This is a genomic window from Elioraea sp. (genome assembly GCF_022842375.1).
Taxonomy (GTDB): Bacteria; Pseudomonadota; Alphaproteobacteria; order Acetobacterales; family Acetobacteraceae; genus Elioraea_A.
Genome location: NZ_JALHPR010000006.1, coordinates 35,001 through 50,655, shown reverse-complemented (window position 1 = coordinate 50,655; position 15,655 = coordinate 35,001). Strand labels below are relative to the sequence as shown.

Below are 15,655 nucleotides of genomic sequence, written 5' to 3'. Positions count from 1 at the left end.
TTGCCGCCTTGTCGGACCATCGTTATCTGTCGCCCCATCAACGGCGCGCAACCGCGTCACATGTGGTGATCCCCGATGGCCCGTCTCGTCATGAAGTTCGGCGGCACTTCCGTCGCCGACCTCGACCGTATCCGCAACGTCGCCGCCCGCGTCAAACGCGAGGTGGACGCGGGCCACGAGGTCGCTGTCGTCGTCTCGGCCATGGCGGGTGTCACGAACCAGCTTGTCGCATGGTGCCAGGCGCTGTCGCCGCTGCATGACGCGCGCGAGTACGATGCCGTCGTCGCGACGGGCGAGGAGGTCACGTCCGGCCTGACGGCGATCGCCTTGCAGACGCTGGGCGTCGACGCCCGCTCCTGGCAGGGCTGGCAGGTCCCGGTGCTGACCGATGGCGCGCACGGCAAGGCGCGGGTCGAGAGCATCGCGGGCGAGGAGCTGATCCGCCGCATGCAGGCGGGCCAGGTGCCGGTGGTGGCCGGGTTCCAGGGCATCGGGCCCGACAACCGCGTCACCACGCTCGGCCGCGGCGGGTCGGATCTCTCGGCCGTCGCTCTGGCCGCCGCGGTGGGCGCCGATCGCTGCGACATCTTCACCGATGTCGACGGCGTCTACACGACCGACCCGCGGATCGTGCCGAAGGCCCGCAAGCTTCCCCGCATCGCCTATGAGGAGATGCTGGAGATGGCCTCGCTCGGTGCGAAGGTGCTGCAGACGCGCTCGGTCGAGCTTGCAATGAAGGAACGCGTGCGCGTTCAGGTGCTATCCTCCTTCGAGGACAAGCCCGGCACGCTGGTGGTGGACGAGGACGAGATCGTGGAAAAGGAACTGGTCAGCGGCATTGCCTATTCGCGCGACGAGGCGAAGGTGACGCTTCGCCACGTGCCGGACCGCCCGGGCGTGGCCGCCGCCGTGTTCGGCTCGCTCGCCGATGCGCATGTGAATGTCGACATGATCGTGCAGAACGTCTCGGCAGAGGGCACGACCGACATGACGTTCACGGTGGGCAAGGCCGACCTTCCCCGCGCGATGGACACGTTGGGGGGCAAGCGCGCGGCGATCGGCTATGCCGAGCTCTCGGCCGATGCGGGGGTGGCGAAGATCTCCGTCGTCGGCATCGGCATGCGCAGCCACGCGGGGGTGGCCAACACGATGTTCCAGGCACTCGCCGCGCGCGGCATCAACATCGAGGTCATCACCACGTCGGAGATCAAGATCTCGGTCCTGATCCGCGAGGACGCGACGGAGCTTGCCGTGCGCGCGCTGCACGCTGCCTACGGGCTGGACGCATCGTGATGCGCGAGACCGACGCCCGCGAACGGCTCGACGCGCTCTGGGCCAGGGGAACCGCCTTCCTCGGCACCGAGGTGGCGATCATGGGCGGGGCGATGAGCTGGGTGAGCGAGCGTCACCTCGTCTCCGCCATCTCAAATGCCGGCGGCTTCGGCGTGATCGCCTGCGGGTCGATGAACCCAGCCCTGCTCGATGCCGAGATCGCCGCGACGAAGGCGCTCACCACGAAGCCCTTCGGCGTGAACCTGATCACGATGCACCCGCAGTTGGATGACCTCATCGGCGTGTGCCTTGCCCACGGTGTCGGCCATGTGGTGCTTGCGGGCGGGCTGCCGCCGGGGCCGGCGATCCGGCGGGTGAAGGATGGCGGGGCGAAGCTCGTCTGCTTCACGCCCGCCCTCTCGCTCGGCAAGAAGCTCGTGCGTTCCGGCGCCGATGCGCTGGTGATCGAGGGCTCGGAGGCAGGCGGGCATATCGGGCCGGTGAGCCTCACCGTGCTCGCGCAGGAGATCCTGCCGCATCTCCGCGACGTGCCGGTGTTCGTGGCCGGCGGCATCGGGCGGGGCGAGACGATCCTTTCCTATCTCGAACTGGGTGCGTCGGGCGTGCAGCTCGGCACGCGGTTCGTGTGCGCGTCGGAATCGATCGCCCATGCCCGCTTCAAGCAGGCCTTCATCCGGGCCGCGGCGCGCGATGCGCTGCCGACCGTGCAGATCGACCCGCGCTTTCCCGTCATCCCCGTCCGCGCGCTGGTGAACCAGGGGACCGATCGCTTCATGGCGCACCAGGCCGAGGTGGTGCGCCGCTTCACCTCGGGCGAATTGACGAAGGATGCCGCCCAGCTCGACATCGAGCATTTCTGGGCAGGCGCGCTGCGCCGCGCGGTGATCGACGGCGATGTGGAACAGGGTTCGGTGATGGCGGGGCAGTCCGTTGGCCTCGTCACCCGCGAGCAGCCGACGGCCGAGATCATCGCCGAGCTCGTCGGCCAGGCCGTGGCCGCGATCGCCGCGCGGAACCAGACCGCCCGCGCCGCCGCCCCGGCAGCGGCCGACTGACCGGCGCGCGCGTGGCCGCCGCCTTCGACCAGGCAGCGCCGCGACGCCTTCTCGGCCGGCTGCGCGCCGTCATGGCCGAGGCCGAGACGCCCGGTGGGCGGCTGTCCGGCCTCGTTCGCCTGGTGGCCGCCGAACTGGTGGCTGAGGTCTGCTCGATCTATGTGATGCGGCCCGGCGAGATCCTCGAACTCGTCGCGACCGAGGGGCTGCGCCAGGGCGCGGTGAACCGCACGCGGCTTCGCGTCGGCGAGGGCATCGTCGGCATCGCGGCGGCACAGTCGCTCAGCCTGAACCTGCCGGATGCGCAGAACCACCCCGCCTTCGCCTACCGCGCCGAGACGGGCGAGGAGGCCTATTCCTCGATGCTCGCCGTGCCAGTGGTCAGGGCAGGCCAGGTGCTCGGCGTGATCGCGGTGCAGAACCGCACCACCCGCCTCTACGCAGAGGACGAGGTCGAGGCGCTCGAGACGGTGGCGATGCTGCTGGCAGAACTCGTCGCCGGGCTGCAACGCGCGTCCGAGGGCGGCGAGGCGCCGCGCCACCTCTCCGCCACCATGACGCGGGTGTTCGAGGGGGTGGGGCTCACGCCCGGGATCGCCATGGGCCGCGTCGTGCGCCATGGCGTGCGCGTCGTCGCCGCGACCACGCTGGCCGCCGACCCGGTGGCGGAGCGGCAGCGCCTCGACCGGGCGGTGCGCGCGATGCAAGCGGGGCTCGACGCGCTGCTCGCCGGCAATGGCGGGCTCACGGCCGGCTCGGCCGAGACGCGGGACGTGCTCGAGGCGTACCGGCTGATCGCCGCGGATGCCGGGTGGCTCGGCAGGATCGCGGATTTCGTGGATGCAGGGCTCTCGGCGGAAGCCGCGGTCCAGCGTGGCATGGCGGAGCTTCGCGCGCGGATGCGGAGGGTGCCGGACCCCTATCTGCGCGAGCGGCTTGCCGATCTCGAGGACGTGGCCGGCCGGCTTCTCGATGCGCTGACCGGCACCGGCGTGGCTGATGACCTGCCGCCCGGCTTCGTGCTGCTCGCCCGTCGCCTCGGCCCTGCCGAGCTGCTCGACTATCACGCCCGCGGGTTGGCAGGGCTGCTGCTGGAGGAAGGCAGCCCGACGGCGCACGCGACGATCATCGCGCGTGCGCTCGAAGTGCCGCTGCTGGCAGGCGGGCGCGGTGCCGTCGATGCCGCCGAGGGGGGCGAGACGGCGGTGCTCGACGCCGAGGAGGGGCGGCTGATCCTCCGCCCCGATGCCGAGATCCTCGCGGGCTACGACGCCGCGCTGGCCGCGCGCACCGCCCGCCGCGCCGCGCTGGCCGAGCAGGCCACGCTCCCGCCGGTGACGGCCGACGGCGTGCGCATCTCCGTGCTGATGAATGCCGGGCTGCTGATGGACGTCGCCCAGCTCGCCTCCTCCGGGGCAGACGGCATCGGCCTGTTCCGCACCGAGATCGCCTGGCTTGCCCGTGGCGGATTGCCGGATGCCGACGCCGAGGAGGCGTTCTACGCGCGCGTCGTGGAGGCCGCCGGCAACCGCCCGGTGCTGTTCCGCACCATCGACCTCGGCGGCGACAAGCTGCTGCCCGGCTTCCCGCATGGATCGGAGGAGAACCCCGCCCTCGGCTGGCGCTCGCTCCGCATCGGGCTCGACCGGCCGGCGATGCTGCGGCGGCAGTTGCGCGCGCTGCTGCGCGCCGCCGCCGGGCGTTCCCTCCGCGTGATGTTCCCGATGGTCACGACCGTCGAGGAGTTTCGCGCCGCGAAGGCGATGCTGCGGGCGGAGACTGCCTCCCTCCGGCGTACCGGCCGGGCGCCGGACCATGTGCTGGCGGGCGCGATGATCGAGGTGCCGGCGCTGCTCTGGCAGATGCCGGCGCTGCTCGACGAGGCCGATTTCCTCTCGATCGGCTCGAACGACCTGACGCAGTTCCTGTTCGCGGCCGATCGCGGCAATGCGCGCGTCGCTGCCCGCTACGACTTCCTGTCCGCACCTGTTCTTGATCTGCTCGCGGAGGTTGCCGCGCAGGCAAGGGAGGCGTCCGTTCCCGTGAGTTTGTGCGGCGAGGCAGCGTCACGTCCGCTCGAGGCGCTGGCGGTGCTGGGCGTTGGTGTGACGGCCGTCTCGATGCCCGCGGGGGCCGTGCCTGCGGTGAAGGCAATGGTGCGCAGCCTCGATCTCGGGGCGTTCTCGCGCTTCCTCGCCGGGCTGCGACGATCGGCTGCGGGTGGCGGATCATTGCGGGTGGAGATTGCTGCCTGGGCGCGTGACCACGGGATAATTCTCTAGCTATGCGCGAAATGTGCGGGATTTTTTCTATCGAATCCCATAAACTCTTCACGTTAGGGCTGGCAAGGACGGTTGTTCCCGCGCTAGACGATCGTAGGTCGAGCACGGGATCGGGGGGACCGGCGCCGCTCGATTTTCATGCCGTGCTGCGAGGATTTCGGCAGGTGTTGCAAGACGGAAAGACTCTGGTGGCCGACGGTGCGATGTCCGTTCCGGCCACAAGCCCCTCAGCGGTTGGCGGCCTTCTTCGGGCCGCGCGATTGCGTCAGGGATTGTCGGTCCAGGATGTGGCCGTGGCCCTCCGGATCAGGCGACCGTATGTCGACGCGATCGAAGATGGCAGGTTCGCCGCCCTTCCCTCGCCGGCCTACGCCGTCGGCTTCGTCAAGAGCTATGCCGCCGCCCTCGGCCTCGACCAGGAGGAGATCGCGCGGCGCTGGCGTGACGAGACGGGCAACGCCGCGGCGAAGAAGCCGGAGCTCTCCTTCCCCGCCCCGGTGCCCGAGCGTGGCATTCCGGCGGGCGCGCTCATCGTCGTCGGCGTCGTCATGGCAGCCGGGCTCTATGGCGGCTGGTACTACCTTACAGGCACCGGCCAGCGCGTGGCCGACATCGTTCCCGCCCTGCCCGAGCGCCTCGCGCGCATCGAGACGACGCCGCAGCCGGCACCGGGTCTTTTGCAGCCAGCGTTGCCCCTCGCCTCCGTCCCGAGCCAGAACGGGACGCAGGCTCCCGCAGCCGTCGCGCCGATCCAGGCGCCGATCCAGGCGCCGCCCCAGGCGATCCTGCCGCCGCTCGCTGCCACCCAACCGGTGCCGGATGCTCCCCGCGTCATCCTGCCGGCGACCGGGCCCTGGCCGACCGGCCCTGCCGTGACGCCGGAGAGCCTGCTGCCGCCACGCCCTGCCGCGCAGAGCCCGACGAGCGCGAGTGCCGCCCCGCTGAACCCTGGGCCGATCGCGCAGCCGCCTCCGGTCGATCCGGCGGTGGCGAGCTACGGCGCTGCGGATGACAGCCGCATTGTTCTCCGCGCCCGCGCCGACAGCTGGATCCAGGTGCGCGAGCGCACCGGCGGCACGGTGCTGTTCAACCGCGTTCTCCGTCCTGGTGAGACCTATCGCGTGCCGATGCGCCCCGGCCTGCTGCTGACGACGGGCAACGCTGGCGGGCTCGACGTCGTGCTCGACGGCGATGCCCTGCCCACCCTCGGCCAGCAGGGAGCCGTGCGGCGCGACCTGCCGCTCGAACCTGACCAGATCAGGCAGGCGGTCGCGGCCCTTCCCCGTTAGGGTTCAGGCACGCCCGTTAACAGGCGCGCTGGCGAAACCCGCGCGACCGCGCCATTCTCCCGGCGTTCGGGAGAGGACAGCCTCATGTCGTATCGGCCCTACCAGCAGATCACGCGCCGCCGCAGCCGGCAGATCCATGTCGGCCGCGTGCCCGTCGGCGGCGACGCGCCGATCACCGTCCAGACCATGACCAACACGCCGACAACCGACGTCGAGGCGACGATCGCGCAGATCCGCCGCGCCGAGATCGCCGGCGTCGACATCGTGCGCGTCTCGGTGCCGGACGAGGAAAGCACGGCGGCACTGGCGAAGATCGTGCCCGAGGTGAACGTCCCGATCGTCGCCGACATCCATTTCCACTACCGCCGCGCCATCGAGGCGGCCGAGGCCGGTGCCGCGTGCCTGCGGATCAACCCAGGCAATATCGGCTCGGCCGACCGTGTGAAGGAGGTCATCCGCGCCGCCCGCGACCATGGCTGCTCGATCCGCATCGGCGTCAACGCGGGCTCGCTCGAGAAGCACCTCCTCGAGAAATACGGCGAGCCGAACCCCGAGGCGCTGGTCGAGAGCGCTCTCTGGCATGCGGCCCACCTGCAGGAGCATGATTTCCACGCGTTCAAGATCAGCGTGAAGGCATCCGACGTGTTCCTCGCCGTCGCTGCCTACCAGCAGCTCGCCGAGGCGTGCGACCACCCGCTGCACCTTGGCATCACCGAGGCAGGCTCGCGCCGCGCCGGCACGGTGAAGAGTGCGATGGGCATCGGCTCCCTCCTCTGGGCCGGGATCGGCGACACGATCCGCGTCTCGCTGTCGGACGAGCCGGAGGAGGAGGTGCGCGTCGGCTGGGAGATCCTGAAGGGCCTGCATCTCCGCCACCGCGGCGTGAAGATCATCTCCTGTCCTTCCTGCGCGCGTCAGGGCTTCGATGTGATCCGCACGGTCGAGGCGCTGGAGAAGCGGCTCGAGCATATCCAGGTGCCGATCAGCCTCTCGATCATCGGCTGCGTCGTGAACGGGCCTGGCGAGGCGCTGCTGACCGACCTTGGCCTGACGGGCGGCGGGGCAGGGCGGCACATGATCTACGCGGCCGGGCGCACCGACCATACGATCGGCGCCGAGGGCATGGTCGATCACATCGTCTCGCTCGTCGAGGCGAAGGCTGAGGCTCTGAAGGCAGAAGCCGCGCTGGCCAAGGCCGCGGAGTAGCCCCTGCTTGACTGGCTCGTGCCGCGGAGCGGCCCTTGACAGGCTCGCGCTGACGCTGCCCTTGGCGCATCCGATGCGCCGTTGAACTGGACAAGTGACACCGTGACAGCACTGCAACCCGTGCGCGGCATGCGCGACCTCATCGGCGAGGATGCCCGCCGCCACCGCCAAGTGAGCGAGACCGCCCGCCGCGTCGCCTCCCTCTGGGGCTTCGATGCGTGGGAGACGCCCGTTCTCGAGGACACGCGCGTGTTCTCCCGCACGCTGGGCGACACCTCCGACGTGGTGACGAAGGAGATGTACAGTTTCGAGGACCGCGGCGGGGAGAGTGTCACGCTGCGCCCCGAGAACACCGCCGGCGTCTGCCGCGCGCTGGTCTCCAACGGGCTGACGCAGAGCCTGCCGCAGAAGGTGTTCTACGCAGGGCCGATGTTCCGCTACGAGCGCCCCCAGAAGGGCCGTTACCGGCAGTTCCACCAGATCGGTATCGAAACGCTGGGTGCTGCCGAGCCGCTGGCCGATGCCGAGGTGATCGCCTGCGGCTTCGAGATCCTGACGGCGCTTGGCGTCGCCGACGGCACGATCCTCGAGGTGAACACGCTCGGCGACAACGAGAGCCGTGCTGCCTATCGTGCCGCCCTCGTGTCGTTCCTCCAGGCGCACGAGGAGAGGCTGTCGACCGAGAGCCGCGAGCGGCTGGCGCGCAATCCCCTTCGCGTCCTGGACAGCAAAGATGCGTCGGATCGTGCGATCGTCGCCGACGCGCCGGACATCTTCGCGCACCTGACCGATGCCGCCCGCGCGCAATGGGAAGGTGTCCTCGCCACCCTCGATGCCTTCGGTGTTCCCTATCGCGTGAACCCGCGGATCGTGCGCGGGCTCGACTACTACTCCCACACCGCCTTCGAGTTCGTGACCGACAGGCTCGGCGCGCAGGGCACGGTGATGGCGGGCGGGCGGTATGACGGGCTGGTCGAGGAGATGGGCGGGCCACCGACGCCATCGGTCGGATGGGCTGCCGGGATCGAGCGTCTGGCGATGCTGCTCGCCGAGGCGCCGCCCGCGCCCTCGCCGATCGTGGTGATCCCCGTCGGCGAGGTGGCGGAGCGTGCGGCGATCGGTGTTCTCACGTCGCTTCGCCGTGCCGGCCTTCGCGCCGAGATGGCGTTCCGCGGCAACCTCAAGCGGCGGATGGAGCGTGCGAACAAGCAGGGCGCGCGCGCGGCAATCATCCTCGGCGAGGCGGAGCTTGCGGCCGGCGAGGCGCAGGTGAAGGACCTTGCCACCGGCGCGCAGGAGGCGGTTCCGCTCGCAGCGCTTGCCGCCAAGCTAGGCGAATGAGCTCGGGCTTCTCGCCAGGCTTCCAGGCGCGGCTCGACCGCGTGCTGATGCGCGCTGAGGAGCTCGACGCGCTGCTGCAATCGGGGCTCGACGGCGGGGCCTATGTCGCGGCAACGCGCGAGGCATCGGCCATCGCCGAGGTGGCTGGGCAGATCGCCGCACTGCGCCGTGCCGAGCGCGAGCTCGCCGAAGCCGAGGCAATGCGTGACGCTGCCGGAATGGATCCCGAGATGCGCGCGATGGCGGAGGAGGAGGCGCGCGAGCTTGCCGAGCGTGTCACGGCGCTCGCGCGTGCCGTGCGCATCGCGCTGCTGCCGAAGGACGAGGCCGATGAGCGCAACGCCATCCTCGAGGTGCGCGCCGGTGCCGGCGGCGACGAGGCCGCGCTGTTCGCCGCCGACCTGTTCGAGATGTATCGCCGCTACGCGGAGGGCCGAGGCTGGCGCTTCGAGGTGCTGGAGCTCTCCGAGAACGACCTCGGCGGCTATCGCGAGGCGGTGGCTGGCATCACCGGGCAGAACGTGTTCGCCAGGCTGAAGTTCGAGAGCGGCGTGCACCGCGTGCAGCGCGTTCCCGCGACCGAGGCGCAGGGGCGCATCCATACCTCCACCGCAACGGTCGCGGTGCTGCCGGAAGCCGAGGAGGTGGATGTCGCGATCAATGACGCCGATCTCCGCATTGATGTCTTTCGTGCGTCGGGTGCCGGCGGCCAGCACGTGAACAAGACCGAGAGTGCCGTGCGCATCACGCACATGCCGTCCGGTATCGTCGTGCAGTGCCAGGACGAGAAGAGCCAGCACAAGAATCGCGCACGGGCGATGAAGATCCTGCGCGCCCGGCTCTATGAGCGCGAGCGCGAGGCGAAGGCAGCGGCGCGGTCGGACATGCGGCGCTCCCAGGTCGGCACCGGCGATCGGTCCGAGCGCATCCGCACCTACAATGTGCCGCAGGGGCGGGTGACCGACCATCGCATCGGGCTGACGCTGCACAAGATCGACCGCGTGCTGGCGGGCGAGCTCGACGAGCTGGTCGATGCGCTGACGTCGGAGCAGCAGGCGGAGCTGCTCGCGGCAGAAGGATGAGCACCGCCACGATCGGCGGGCTGCTCTGCGAGGCGGGTGCCGCTTTCCGCGCGGCCGGCATCGAGGACGCGCGCATCGAGGCACGCCTGCTGCTCGGACATGTTCTCGGGCGGAAGCCGCTCGCGCTGCCGATGGAGGGTCATCGCGTCGTCGCGGAGGAGCAGGCCGCGCAGTTCCGCGCGTTGGTCTCACGCCGTGTGGCGCGTGAGCCTTCCGCCTACCTCATCGGCACACGAGGGTTCTGGACGCTCGACCTCGCCGTCACGCACGACGTGCTGATCCCGCGCCCTGACACAGAGACGATCGTCGCTGCCGCTCTCGATGCGGTGCCGGATCGGCCTGCCGTCGGCCGCGTGCTCGATCTCGGTACCGGGTCGGGCGCGATCCTGCTGGCACTTCTTGCCGAGTGTCCTGCCGCCTACGGCATCGGACTGGATCGGAGCGCGGGTGCGCTTGCGGTCGCGCGCGCCAATGCCGCCGCGGCGGGGCTTGCGGCGCGTGCGGGCTTCGTGCGCGGCGACTGGGCGGGCGCCATCGCCGGGCAGTTCGACCTGGTGGTCAGCAACCCTCCCTATATCGAGACGGCAACGATCGCGAGCCTCGAACCGGAGGTTGCGGTGCATGAGCCGCGCGCAGCGCTCGATGGTGGTGCCGACGGTCTCGATGCGTATCGCGCGATCGTTCCGGCCCTGTCACGGCTGCTCCGTGCGCGGGGGGCGGCGGTGCTCGAACTGGGCTTCGGCCAGGCCGCAGCAGTGGCCGATCTCGCCCTGCGGGCCGGGTTGGGGGTGACCGAAATACGGCAGGATTTGGGCGGGGTTGACCGCGCAGTCGTTCTCCGTCCGGCGTGATCGAGGGATCTGGAAAAAACGGTTGGCGCCGCGGCGCGTGCGCACTAGGGTGCCTCCGGTTCCAGTGCATCACCCGATGAGAATCCCGCTCATGCCACGATGGCTCGGCGGACGATCGTCACGGCGCGCTTGGGCCGGCGCTCGGGGGCCAGGCTCAGGCTCAGCCAGCGTCGCCGGCACGGCCGGCGCGAGGATGCTGCGACAACAACGGCAGACACGAACACATGAACCTGAAGCGTATGCGTGGCCGCGGCCATCACCAGGCTCCTCGGCAGCACCAGCAGCACCGCAACGTGCCGATGAACCGCAACCACGTGTTCGACAGCAACGGGCCCGATGTTCGGCTCCGTGGCACGGCGCAGCAGCTCTTCGAGAAGTATCTCCAGCTCGGTCGTGACGCGACCTCGGCCGGCGACCGCGTGATGGCGGAAAGCTACTTCCAGCATGCCGAGCACTATTTCCGTATCCTCAATGCCATGCAGCAGACGCAGGCCCCGCAGGGCCAGCCCCAGCAGGGCAACCAGAACGGCCAACGCCGCTATGAGGGCGAGGGGATCGACCCGGTCGACGCGGCGGTCGAGCAGGCGATGAACGGTCATGGCACCGAGCAGGCGCTTGCCGGCGAGGGCGAGCAGCCAAAGATCCAGCCAAGCGCCGAATAGCGCTCCCACCCGTCCCTAGGCCAGTTCCTTCCTGAGGTAGCGGACGGTCTTTCCCCGCTCGGCGAGGTGCGCCTCGCCGACGGCGTGGAACCTCCCGCGCGCGTGGAAGGCAAGAGAGCCCGGGTTGGGCGGATCGATGTTCACCTCCGCCACGAGCGCGCGTCGGCCGAGTGCCAGCGCGGCGCCGGCCAGATCGGCATAGAGCGCTGCGGCGATGCCGCGGCGGCGCGCTGCCGCCGCAACCACGATGCGATCGACGTAGACGAAATCGTCCATCCGCGCGGCGAACCAGCGGAAGTTGAGCCCGTCATGCGCCGTCGCGGCATCGATGGCGATCAGGAACCCTGCTTCCGGGCCAGCCACCGTTGCGTGGCAGGCAGTGGCGAGCAGCGCGTCGAGCCCTGCCTGGTCAAGCGGGCCGGTCTCCGACACATGCGCCGCGTTGAGGCCCAGCACCCAGGCGTGATCGGCCTCCGCCATCATCCGGACGCTCAGAGCGTTGCCTCGCGCAGTCAGGGCGTTGCCTCGCGCAGCACGATCGCGTCGCCGACCGCGACACGCCCGCCATCCTCCACGCGGCCGTAGACGCCCAGATCGGGGTGGCCGAAGGCCTCGCGCAGTCCATCCACCGGGTTGCAGTCGCGCCGCGCCGTCACCGGGTTCACCTCCGTAGCCGGGCAGCGAGGGATGCGTTTTGTGATGGTCAGGGTTGCGCCGCCGAGCTCGATGCTGCGTCCCACCCAGTCGAACTCGGCCCAGGCCGGCAGGCCGCTGAAATAGACGTTCGCGCGGAAGCGCAGCTTGTCGAGGCTTCGCCCCATCGCGTTCTCGAGCGACGCCAGCGAGGCGAGATTGATCAGCGAGACAACCTTGTTGCGATGGTCGCTGAAGCTGAAGCCGGGGGAGGTGACGAAGCGCGGCACCCCCCTTGCCTCGGGCCCCAGGAAGGCCGTGAGCCAGGTGGCGATCTCGCGGCGGCCATCCTCCGTCGCCGTGCTCGCGGTCAACGCAGGGCCCGCCGGAGGGCGGATGACGAGCACCTCGCGCCGGTCATCCCAGGCGGCGTGAAGCTCGGCCAGCCGTTCATTCTTCATCAGCATCGCGAAATGCTGCTTCTGCAGCCAGAAGGGGGCCGCCTCGTCGAACGGCGCATCACCCTGGGCCAGCGCGAATCGACGGTCACCGGGCAGCGGCTCGCCGGGGTCGAGGTGCACCTCGGCCAGGCTTTCGGCCGACAGCCCTTTCACCGGGTAGCGGTAGATGTGTTCGACGCGCACCGAGCGATTCCCCCAACACGTGACCTTGAGGGGCATCAAAGCGTTTCCCATGTCCTTTGCGCAACGCTCGGGTCACCCGGACGTCGCCGTTGGGTGCAGCCTCAGGGGGTGCCCGGCGCCCGTCGCCTCATGGAGGGACAGAGAATGGACATCGAGAAGTTCACCGAACGTGCCCGCGGCTTCATCCAGGCCGCCAGCACCATTGCCATCCGCGAATATCACCAGCGGCTGCTGCCCGAGCATCTGCTGAAGGCGCTGCTCGACGACCCCGAGGGGGCGGCGGCGGGGCTGATCCGCGCCGCCGGTGCAGACCCCGCCAAGATCCGCATCTCCGCCGACCAGGCCGTCACGAAGCTGCCCAAGGTGTCCGGCGGCGGCGCTGGCCAGCCCATGCTCACCCCCGAACTCGTCCGCGTTCTCGATGGCGCGCAGCAATCGGCGCAGAAGGCCGGCGACGAGTTCGTCGCGCAGGACCGCCTGCTCGTGGCACTCGCCACTGCCGAGGGGCCGGCTGGATCGGCACTCCGCACCGCGGGGGCCACGGCCCAGGCGCTGGACAAGGCCGTGGCCGATATCCGCAAGGGCCGGAAGGTGACGAGCCAGGGGGCCGAGGACACGTTCGACGCGCTCTCGAAATACGCGCGCGACATCACCGCCGTCGCCCGCGAGGGCAAGCTCGACCCCGTGATCGGGCGTGACGAGGAGATCCGCCGCGCCATCCAGGTTCTCGCGCGCCGGACCAAGAACAACCCCGTGCTGATCGGCGAGCCGGGTGTCGGCAAGACGGCGATCGTCGAGGGCCTGGCACTCCGCATCGTCAACGGCGACGTGCCGGAGGCGTTGAAGGGCAAGCGCGTGCTGGCCCTCGACCTCGGCGCGCTGGTCGCTGGGGCGAAGTTCCGCGGCGAGTTCGAGGAGCGGCTGAAGGCGGTTCTCTCCGAGATGGAGCAGGCTGCCGGCGAGGTGGTCCTGTTCATCGACGAGATGCACACCCTCGTGGGGGCAGGGAAGGCCGAGGGCGCGATGGATGCGTCCAACCTGCTGAAGCCGGCGCTGGCGCGCGGCGAGCTTCACTGCATCGGGGCGACGACGCTCGACGAGTACCGCAAGCACGTCGAGAAGGACGCGGCCCTTGCCCGTCGCTTCCAGCCGGTGTTCGTGGCCGAGCCTTCGGTCGAGGACACAATCTCCATCCTCCGCGGCATCCGCGAGAAGTATGAGCTGCACCACGGCGTGCGGATCGCCGATGCGGCGCTGGTGGCCGCGGCCACGCTGTCGAACCGCTACATCACCGACCGCTTCCTCCCCGACAAGGCGATCGACCTGGTCGACGAGGCAGCATCGCGGCTGCGCATGCAGGTGGACAGCAAGCCGGAGGAACTCGACGAGCTCGACCGCCGCGTCATCCAGCTCAAGATCGAGCGCGAGGCGCTGAAGCGCGAGGAGGACACGGCCTCGAAGGACCGCCTCGTCCGCCTCGAACGCGAGCTGGCCGAGCTTGAGGAGAAATCGGACGCGATGACGGCCGAGTGGCAGGCCGAGAAATCGCGCGTCGCCGAGACGCAGACGCTGAAGGAGAAGCTCGACCGCGCCAAGGCCGATGCGGAGGTGGCGCAGCGGCAGGGTGATCTCGGGCGCGCGTCGGAGCTGCGCTACGGCGTGATCCCCGAACTCGAGCGGAAGATCGCCGAAGCGGGTGCGGATGGGCGGCTCGTGAACGAGGCGGTGACGGAGGCCGAGATTGCCCATGTCGTCAGCCGCTGGACGGGCATTCCAGTCGACAAGATGCTAGAGGGCGAGCGGGCGAAGCTGCTCGCGATGGAGGAGAACCTGCGCCGCCGCGTCGTCGGGCAGGAGGATGCGCTGAAGGCCGTGGCCAACGCCGTCCGCCGCGCCCGCGCCGGGCTGCAGGACCCGCAGCGCCCGATCGGCTCGTTCCTGTTCCTCGGCCCCACGGGCGTCGGCAAGACGGAGCTCTGCAAGGCGCTCGCCGGCTTCCTGTTCGATGACGAGAAGGCGATGGTGCGCATCGACATGTCGGAATACATGGAGAAGCACGCCGTCTCGCGGCTGATCGGCGCGCCGCCGGGCTATGTCGGCTACGAGGAGGGCGGGGCCCTGACCGAGGCGGTCCGCCGCCGGCCCTACCAGGTGATCCTGTTCGACGAGGTGGAGAAGGCGCACGAGGACGTGTTCAACGTGCTGCTCCAGGTGCTCGACGACGGGCGGCTGACGGACGGGCAGGGGCGGACGGTGGACTTCCGCAACACCATCATCGTGCTCACCTCGAACTTGGGTTCGGACGTTCTTGCCAACCAGCGCGAAGGCGAGGATGTCGACCTTGTGCGTGGCCAGGTGATGGCGGTGGTGCGAAGCCGCTTCCGGCCCGAGTTCCTGAACCGGCTTGACGAGATCATCCTGTTCCGCCGCCTGGGCCGCGGCGAAATGGGGGCGATCGTCGAGATCCAGCTCGAGCGTCTGAAGGCGCTGCTGGCCGACCGCAAGGTGGCGCTGGAGGTGGGTGAGGACGCCAGGGCCTGGCTCGCGGAAGCGGGCTACGACCCGATGTATGGCGCACGCCCGCTCAAGCGCGTGATCCAGCGGTCGTTGCAGAACCCGCTCGCCACGATGCTGCTCGAAGGCTCGATCGGCGAGGGCGAGACGGTGCACATCTCCTCCGCCGGCGAGGCGCTCGCGATCAACGGGCGGATGGCGGAGGCGGCGTAACGATCCGCATTAGGAACGGACTTGGCCTGTAACGACGGCGCCGTTGCGGACACGCAACGGCGCCGTCGCCGCGTCGATCGAACGTTGCTTGAGCGGTTCGTTAATCGGCCGCGGCGAGCTCCCGCCCCGGGGCAAGTGCCGCGAACTGTCGCTCGGCGCGCGCCCGCGCGCGCTGGAACGCGGCGAGCTCGGCGCCTGCAAGCCGCCCGGGCGGCATGACCTGTGCCACGGAAGGATTGAGCGGGCGATCGTTGCGTCGCACCTCGAAATGAAGATGCGGGCCGGTCGACATCCCCGTCGAGCCGACGCGGCCGATCACCTGGCCCTGCCGCACGGCCGAGCCGGGGCGCAGCCCGCGCTGGATCGACGAGAGATGGGCGTAGAGCGTGCTCGTCCCGCCGGTGTGGTTGACCACGATCGTTGTGCCGTAGCCGCCGCGCGTGCCGGCGAAGGCGATGCGCCCGTCGCCCGCGGCATAGACAGGGGTTCCGGTCGGTGCTGCGAAATCCACCCCCTGGTGCATCCGGCTGTAGCCGAGGATCGGGTGGCGGCGCATGCCGAAGCCGGAGGAGATGCGCGCGGCATCGAGC

At 70.0% G+C, this 15,655-nt stretch carries 13 protein-coding genes (1 of these 13 running past the window's edge); 10 read left to right on the top strand and 3 right to left on the bottom strand.

What is annotated here, in order from left to right; all coding sequences use genetic code 11:
• Window positions 1–75: 75 nt before the first annotated feature.
• The 9 genes from Q0C38_RS07365 to Q0C38_RS07325 all read left to right on the top strand — a co-directional run bounded on the left by Q0C38_RS07365 (window position 76) and on the right by Q0C38_RS07325 (window position 11,061).
• Window positions 76–1,293, top strand: a complete 1,218-nt coding sequence (locus Q0C38_RS07365) for an aspartate kinase (protein WP_291296426.1) — start codon at window positions 76–78, stop codon at window positions 1,291–1,293.
• Window positions 1,293–2,348 carry a nitronate monooxygenase family protein gene (locus Q0C38_RS07360; RefSeq protein ID WP_291296425.1) on the top strand — a complete coding sequence of 352 codons (1,056 nt, stop codon included), beginning with the start codon at window positions 1,293–1,295 and terminating at the stop codon, window positions 2,346–2,348. Before Q0C38_RS07365 ends, Q0C38_RS07360 begins: the two co-directional genes overlap by 1 nt.
• Before the next feature lie 11 nt (window positions 2,349–2,359).
• Window positions 2,360–4,630 (top strand): phosphoenolpyruvate--protein phosphotransferase, encoded by a 2,271-nt coding sequence (gene ptsP / locus Q0C38_RS07355; RefSeq protein WP_291296424.1) that lies wholly within the window; start codon window positions 2,360–2,362, stop codon window positions 4,628–4,630.
• A gap of 2 nt (window positions 4,631–4,632) precedes the next feature.
• A complete protein-coding gene (locus Q0C38_RS07350) occupies window positions 4,633–5,919 on the top strand; it encodes a RodZ domain-containing protein (protein ID WP_366937247.1) in 1,287 nt (428 codons plus the stop codon).
• An 84-nt stretch (window positions 5,920–6,003) separates the two neighbouring features.
• The gene (gene ispG / locus Q0C38_RS07345) at window positions 6,004–7,125 is read left to right on the top strand and encodes a flavodoxin-dependent (E)-4-hydroxy-3-methylbut-2-enyl-diphosphate synthase (RefSeq protein ID WP_291296422.1); all 1,122 of its coding nucleotides are present in this window, start codon (window positions 6,004–6,006) and stop codon (window positions 7,123–7,125) included.
• A gap of 102 nt (window positions 7,126–7,227) precedes the next feature.
• Entirely contained in the window at window positions 7,228–8,466 is a 1,239-nt protein-coding gene (gene hisS / locus Q0C38_RS07340) for a histidine--tRNA ligase (RefSeq protein ID WP_291296421.1), read from the top strand.
• Window positions 8,463–9,548, top strand: coding sequence for a peptide chain release factor 1 (gene prfA / locus Q0C38_RS07335; protein ID WP_291296420.1), 1,086 nt, complete (start codon window positions 8,463–8,465; stop codon window positions 9,546–9,548). Before hisS ends, prfA begins: the two co-directional genes overlap by 4 nt.
• A complete protein-coding gene (gene prmC, locus Q0C38_RS07330; protein WP_291296419.1) occupies window positions 9,545–10,399 on the top strand; it encodes a peptide chain release factor N(5)-glutamine methyltransferase in 855 nt (284 codons plus the stop codon). Before prfA ends, prmC begins: the two co-directional genes overlap by 4 nt.
• Window positions 10,400–10,623: 224 nt before the next feature.
• Window positions 10,624–11,061 (top strand): DUF4167 domain-containing protein, encoded by a 438-nt coding sequence (locus Q0C38_RS07325; RefSeq protein ID WP_291296418.1) that lies wholly within the window; start codon window positions 10,624–10,626, stop codon window positions 11,059–11,061.
• A 15-nt stretch (window positions 11,062–11,076) separates the two neighbouring features.
• Here Q0C38_RS07325 and Q0C38_RS07320 read toward each other — a convergent pair whose 3' ends face one another.
• Both Q0C38_RS07320 and Q0C38_RS07315 read right to left on the bottom strand, forming a co-directional pair.
• A complete protein-coding gene (locus Q0C38_RS07320; protein WP_291296417.1) occupies window positions 11,077–11,541 on the bottom strand; it encodes a GNAT family N-acetyltransferase in 465 nt (154 codons plus the stop codon).
• A gap of 32 nt (window positions 11,542–11,573) precedes the next feature.
• On the bottom strand, window positions 11,574–12,338 hold the full coding sequence (locus tag Q0C38_RS07315) for an MOSC domain-containing protein (protein WP_291296416.1): 765 nt from the start codon (window positions 12,336–12,338) through the stop codon (window positions 11,574–11,576).
• A gap of 144 nt (window positions 12,339–12,482) precedes the next feature.
• Between Q0C38_RS07315 and clpB the strand changes: the two genes are divergently transcribed.
• The gene (gene clpB / locus Q0C38_RS07310; RefSeq protein ID WP_291296415.1) at window positions 12,483–15,065 is read left to right on the top strand and encodes an ATP-dependent chaperone ClpB; all 2,583 of its coding nucleotides are present in this window, start codon (window positions 12,483–12,485) and stop codon (window positions 15,063–15,065) included.
• Between the two features lie 100 nt (window positions 15,066–15,165).
• Here the strand turns inward: clpB and Q0C38_RS07305 are convergent, their stop codons facing one another.
• Window positions 15,166–15,655, bottom strand: the final stretch of a protein-coding gene (locus tag Q0C38_RS07305; RefSeq protein ID WP_291296414.1) for a M23 family metallopeptidase. 791 nt of this gene lie beyond the right edge of the window; only the last 490 of its 1,281 coding nucleotides appear in the window; the start codon falls outside the window, past its right edge — the gene reads right to left on this strand; the stop codon is at window positions 15,166–15,168.

What these genes read in the sequence shown, in the direction of transcription:
- clpB (WP_291296415.1), top strand. Translation starts at nt 12,483, where the DNA reads ATGGACATCGAGAAGTTCACCGAACGTGCCCGCGGCTTCATCCAGGCC.
- Q0C38_RS07350 (WP_366937247.1), top strand. Translation starts at nt 4,633, where the DNA reads ATGCGCGAAATGTGCGGGATTTTTTCTATCGAATCCCATAAACTCTTC.
- Q0C38_RS07320 (WP_291296417.1), bottom strand. Translation starts at nt 11,541, where the DNA reads ATGGCGGAGGCCGATCACGCCTGGGTGCTGGGCCTCAACGCGGCGCAT.
- ispG (WP_291296422.1), top strand. Translation starts at nt 6,004, where the DNA reads ATGTCGTATCGGCCCTACCAGCAGATCACGCGCCGCCGCAGCCGGCAG.
- Q0C38_RS07360 (WP_291296425.1), top strand. Translation starts at nt 1,293, where the DNA reads ATGCGCGAGACCGACGCCCGCGAACGGCTCGACGCGCTCTGGGCCAGG.
- Q0C38_RS07325 (WP_291296418.1), top strand. Translation starts at nt 10,624, where the DNA reads ATGAACCTGAAGCGTATGCGTGGCCGCGGCCATCACCAGGCTCCTCGG.
- prmC (WP_291296419.1), top strand. Translation starts at nt 9,545, where the DNA reads ATGAGCACCGCCACGATCGGCGGGCTGCTCTGCGAGGCGGGTGCCGCT.
- prfA (WP_291296420.1), top strand. Translation starts at nt 8,463, where the DNA reads ATGAGCTCGGGCTTCTCGCCAGGCTTCCAGGCGCGGCTCGACCGCGTG.
- Q0C38_RS07365 (WP_291296426.1), top strand. Translation starts at nt 76, where the DNA reads ATGGCCCGTCTCGTCATGAAGTTCGGCGGCACTTCCGTCGCCGACCTC.